Source organism: Pseudomonas sp. GD03842 (genome assembly GCF_029841165.1).
In the GTDB taxonomy this organism is placed as follows: Bacteria; Pseudomonadota; Gammaproteobacteria; order Pseudomonadales; family Pseudomonadaceae; genus Aquipseudomonas.
This window is the reverse complement of the sequence record NZ_JAOCEA010000036.1, coordinates 1-5,383: the sequence shown is the minus strand read 5'-3', so window position 1 is coordinate 5,383 and position 5,383 is coordinate 1. Positions and strand designations below refer to the sequence as shown.

2 tRNA genes and 3 rRNA genes are annotated in these 5,383 nt (G+C 52.3%); all 5 read right to left on the bottom strand.

Annotated features, from left to right (window positions below):
* Nucleotides 1–20: 20 nt before the first annotated feature.
* A 5S ribosomal RNA gene (rrf, locus tag N5D61_RS26375) occupies nt 21–136 on the bottom strand.
* 144 nt (nt 137–280) lie between these two features.
* Nucleotides 281–3,171: ribosomal RNA gene (locus tag N5D61_RS26370) — 23S ribosomal RNA — on the bottom strand.
* 237 nt (nt 3,172–3,408) lie between these two features.
* Nucleotides 3,409–3,484: transfer RNA gene (locus N5D61_RS26365), tRNA-Ala, on the bottom strand.
* 7 nt (nt 3,485–3,491) lie between these two features.
* Nucleotides 3,492–3,568 (bottom strand) — tRNA-Ile (locus N5D61_RS26360).
* A gap of 103 nt (nt 3,569–3,671) precedes the next feature.
* Nucleotides 3,672–5,208: ribosomal RNA gene (locus tag N5D61_RS26355) — 16S ribosomal RNA — on the bottom strand.
* Together the 16S, 23S and 5S rRNA genes with 2 tRNA genes alongside form the textbook arrangement of a ribosomal RNA operon.
* Nucleotides 5,209–5,383 lie beyond the last annotated feature (175 nt).

Here is a 5,383-nt window from a genome sequence, read left to right as displayed (position 1 = left end):
AACGGGGTTCTGCAATTGAATCTTGACGATGACCTACTCTCACATGGGGAAACCCCACACTACCATCGGCGATGTATCGTTTCACTTCTGAGTTCGGGATGGGATCAGGTGGTTCCAACACTCTATGGTCGTCAAGAAATCCGGGTGCCGAGTCGTGACCTTGTGGCCGCGCCCTGGCGTATCAGGTATGTGATCGGTGCGTTGTGTGCAAACTTTCGGGGTGTCGTCTTCACAGTCACCGCAATCTGAGCCTTAGGCCTGCAGATTGCTTGGGTGTTATATGGTCAAGCCTCACGGGCAATTAGTATGGGTTAGCTCAACGCCTCACAGCGCTTACACACCCCACCTATCAACGTCGTAGTCTTCGACGGCCCTTCAGGGAACTCAAGGTTCCAGTGAGATCTCATCTTGAGGCAAGTTTCCCGCTTAGATGCTTTCAGCGGTTATCTTTTCCGAACATAGCTACCCGGCAATGCCACTGGCGTGACAACCGGAACACCAGAGGTTCGTCCACTCCGGTCCTCTCGTACTAGGAGCAGCCCCTCTCAAATCTCAAACGTCCACGGCAGATAGGGACCGAACTGTCTCACGACGTTCTAAACCCAGCTCGCGTACCACTTTAAATGGCGAACAGCCATACCCTTGGGACCGGCTTCAGCCCCAGGATGTGATGAGCCGACATCGAGGTGCCAAACACCGCCGTCGATATGAACTCTTGGGCGGTATCAGCCTGTTATCCCCGGAGTACCTTTTATCCGTTGAGCGATGGCCCTTCCATACAGAACCACCGGATCACTAAGACCTACTTTCGTACCTGCTCGACGTGTCTGTCTCGCAGTCAAGCGCGCTTTTGCCTTTATACTCTGCGACCGATTTCCGACCGGTCTGAGCGCACCTTCGTACTCCTCCGTTACTCTTTAGGAGGAGACCGCCCCAGTCAAACTACCCACCATACACTGTCCTCGATCCGGATCACGGACCTGAGTTAGAACCTCAAAGTTGCCAGGGTGGTATTTCAAGGATGGCTCCACGCAAACTGGCGTTCACGCTTCAAAGCCTCCCACCTATCCTACACAAGCAAATTCAAAGTCCAGTGCAAAGCTATAGTAAAGGTTCACGGGGTCTTTCCGTCTAGCCGCGGATACACTGCATCTTCACAGCGATTTCAATTTCACTGAGTCTCGGGTGGAGACAGCGCCGCCATCGTTACGCCATTCGTGCAGGTCGGAACTTACCCGACAAGGAATTTCGCTACCTTAGGACCGTTATAGTTACGGCCGCCGTTTACCGGGGCTTCGATCAAGAGCTTCGCTTGCGCTAACCCCATCAATTAACCTTCCGGCACCGGGCAGGCGTCACACCCTATACGTCCACTTTCGTGTTTGCAGAGTGCTGTGTTTTTAATAAACAGTCGCAGCGGCCTGGTATCTTCGACCGGCATGAGCTTACGGAGCAAGTCCTTCACCCTCACCGGCGCACCTTCTCCCGAAGTTACGGTGCCATTTTGCCTAGTTCCTTCACCCGAGTTCTCTCAAGCGCCTTGGTATTCTCTACCTAACCACCTGTGTCGGTTTGGGGTACGGTTCCCAGTTATCTGAAGCTTAGAAGCTTTTCTTGGAAGCATGGCATCAACCACTTCGCGTTCGAAAGAACACTCGTCATCAGCTCTCGGCCTTGAAACCCCGGATTTACCTAAGATTTCAGCCTACCACCTTAAACCTGGACAACCAACGCCAGGCTGGCCTAGCCTTCTCCGTCCCTCCATCGCAATAACTGGAAGTACAGGAATATTAACCTGTTTTCCATCGACTACGCTTTTCAGCCTCGCCTTAGGGACCGACTAACCCTGCGTCGATTAACGTTGCGCAGGAAACCTTGGTCTTTCGGCGTGGGTGTTTTTCACACCCATTGTCGTTACTCATGTCAGCATTCGCACTTCTGATACCTCCAGCAAGCTTCTCAACTCACCTTCACAGGCTTACAGAACGCTCCTCTACCGCATCACTTGCGTGATACCCGTAGCTTCGGTGCATGGTTTGAGCCCCGTTACATCTTCCGCGCAGGCCGACTCGACTAGTGAGCTATTACGCTTTCTTTAAAGGGTGGCTGCTTCTAAGCCAACCTCCTAGCTGTCTAAGCCTTCCCACATCGTTTCCCACTTAACCATGACTTTGGGACCTTAGCTGACGGTCTGGGTTGTTTCCCTTTTCACGACGGACGTTAGCACCCGCCGTGTGTCTCCCATGCTCGGCACTTGTAGGTATTCGGAGTTTGCATCGGTTTGGTAAGTCGGGATGACCCCCTAGCCGAAACAGTGCTCTACCCCCTACAGTGATACATGAGGCGCTACCTAAATAGCTTTCGAGGAGAACCAGCTATCTCCGAGCTTGATTAGCCTTTCACTCCGATCCACAGGTCATCCGCTAACTTTTCAACGGTAGTCGGTTCGGTCCTCCAGTCAGTGTTACCTAACCTTCAACCTGCCCATGGATAGATCGCCCGGTTTCGGGTCTATTCCCAGCGACTTGACGCCCTATTAAGACTCGCTTTCGCTACGCCTCCCCTATTCGGTTAAGCTTGCCACTGAAAATAAGTCGCTGACCCATTATACAAAAGGTACGCAGTCACCTAACAAAGTAGGCTCCCACTGCTTGTACGCATACGGTTTCAGGATCTATTTCACTCCGCTCTCCGCGGTTCTTTTCGCCTTTCCCTCACGGTACTGGTTCACTATCGGTCAGTCAGTAGTATTTAGCCTTGGAGGATGGTCCCCCCATGTTCAGACAAGGTTTCTCGTGCCCCGTCCTACTCGATTTCATTGACAAGAGATTTTCGCGTACAGGGCTATCACCCACTATGGCCGCACTTTCCAGAGCGTTCCGCTAATCTCAAATCAACTTAAGGGCTGGTCCCCGTTCGCTCGCCACTACTAAGGGAATCTCGGTTGATTTCTTTTCCTCAGGGTACTTAGATGTTTCAGTTCCCCTGGTTCGCTTCGTGCACCTATGTATTCAGTGCAAGATAACTGTCTTGTGACAGTTGGGTTCCCCCATTCAGACATCTCCGGATCACAGTCTGTTTGCCGACTCCCCGAAGCTTTTCGCAGGCTACCACGTCTTTCATCGCCTCTGACTGCCAAGGCATCCACCGTATGCGCTTCTTCACTTGACCATATAACCCCAAGCAATCTGGTTATACTGTGAAGACGACATTCGCCGAAAGTTTGCATTCACAAACTTTACCTTAGCCTGTGCCCCGCCAGTGAAAGCGGTGCACAGTCTATCTTTCTATCACATACCCGAATTTTTAAAGAACGATCTAATCAAAGACTAGAAATCAACATTCACCACCGCAACGGGCGGAATGCTCATTTCTATGCTCTGACAAAAGCAGTCGCAGACCAGTAAATGGTGGAGCCAAGCGGGATCGAACCGCTGACCTCCTGCGTGCAAGGCAGGCGCTCTCCCAGCTGAGCTATGGCCCCGGGGAACTGGTAGGTCTGGGCAGATTTGAACTGCCGACCTCACCCTTATCAGGGGTGCGCTCTAACCAACTGAGCTACAGACCTAAAACTTAAAGCGTGTAGCTCAAAGCTTGAAGCTGCTTTTATCGTCTTCTTCAATGAATCAAGCAATTCGTGTGGGAGCTTGCGAAGCAGCCGAGTCTTCGATTAAGGAGGTGATCCAGCCGCAGGTTCCCCTACGGCTACCTTGTTACGACTTCACCCCAGTCATGAATCACACCGTGGTAACCGTCCTCCCGAAGGTTAGACTAGCTACTTCTGGTGCAACCCACTCCCATGGTGTGACGGGCGGTGTGTACAAGGCCCGGGAACGTATTCACCGCGACATTCTGATTCGCGATTACTAGCGATTCCGACTTCACGCAGTCGAGTTGCAGACTGCGATCCGGACTACGATCGGTTTTATGGGATTAGCTCCACCTCGCGGCTTGGCAACCCTTTGTACCGACCATTGTAGCACGTGTGTAGCCCAGGCCGTAAGGGCCATGATGACTTGACGTCATCCCCACCTTCCTCCGGTTTGTCACCGGCAGTCTCCTTAGAGTGCCCACCTTAACGTGCTGGTAACTAAGGACAAGGGTTGCGCTCGTTACGGGACTTAACCCAACATCTCACGACACGAGCTGACGACAGCCATGCAGCACCTGTCTCAGTGTTCCCGAAGGCACCAAGCCATCTCTGGCAAGTTCACTGGATGTCAAGGCCTGGTAAGGTTCTTCGCGTTGCTTCGAATTAAACCACATGCTCCACCGCTTGTGCGGGCCCCCGTCAATTCATTTGAGTTTTAACCTTGCGGCCGTACTCCCCAGGCGGTCAACTTAATGCGTTAGCTGCGCCACTAAAATCTCAAGGATTCCAACGGCTAGTTGACATCGTTTACGGCGTGGACTACCAGGGTATCTAATCCTGTTTGCTCCCCACGCTTTCGCACCTCAGTGTCAGTATGAGCCCAGGTGGTCGCCTTCGCCACTGGTGTTCCTTCCTATATCTACGCATTTCACCGCTACACAGGAAATTCCACCACCCTCTGCCCTACTCTAGCTTGCCAGTTTTGGATGCAGTTCCCAGGTTGAGCCCGGGGATTTCACATCCAACTTAACAAACCACCTACGCGCGCTTTACGCCCAGTAATTCCGATTAACGCTTGCACCCTCTGTATTACCGCGGCTGCTGGCACAGAGTTAGCCGGTGCTTATTCTGTCGGTAACGTCAAAATTGCACGGTATTAACGTACAACCCTTCCTCCCAACTTAAAGTGCTTTACAATCCGAAGACCTTCTTCACACACGCGGCATGGCTGGATCAGGCTTTCGCCCATTGTCCAATATTCCCCACTGCTGCCTCCCGTAGGAGTCTGGACCGTGTCTCAGTTCCAGTGTGACTGATCATCCTCTCAGACCAGTTACGGATCGTCGCCTTGGTGAGCCATTACCTCACCAACTAGCTAATCCGACCTAGGCTCATCTGATAGCGTGAGGTCCGAAGAGCCCCCACTTTCTCCCGTAGGACGTATGCGGTATTAGCGTCCCTTTCGAGACGTTGTCCCCCACTACCAGGCAGATTCCTAGGCATTACTCACCCGTCCGCCGCTGAATCAGGGAGCAAGCTCCCTTCATCCGCTCGACTTGCATGTGTTAGGCCTGCCGCCAGCGTTCAATCTGAGCCATGATCAAACTCTTCAGTTCAATACTGCAATCGGGTTTTGAGAAAACCCTCTAAACTTGGCTCAGCAATCGTTGGTTAAACCATGATTTCTCGTGGAGTAACTTGCGTTGCTGATAATCTTGCGACTTCAGTCTTACGACACAAGCACCCACACGAATTGCTTGATTCAATTGTTAAAGAGCGGTTGGCTGAGCG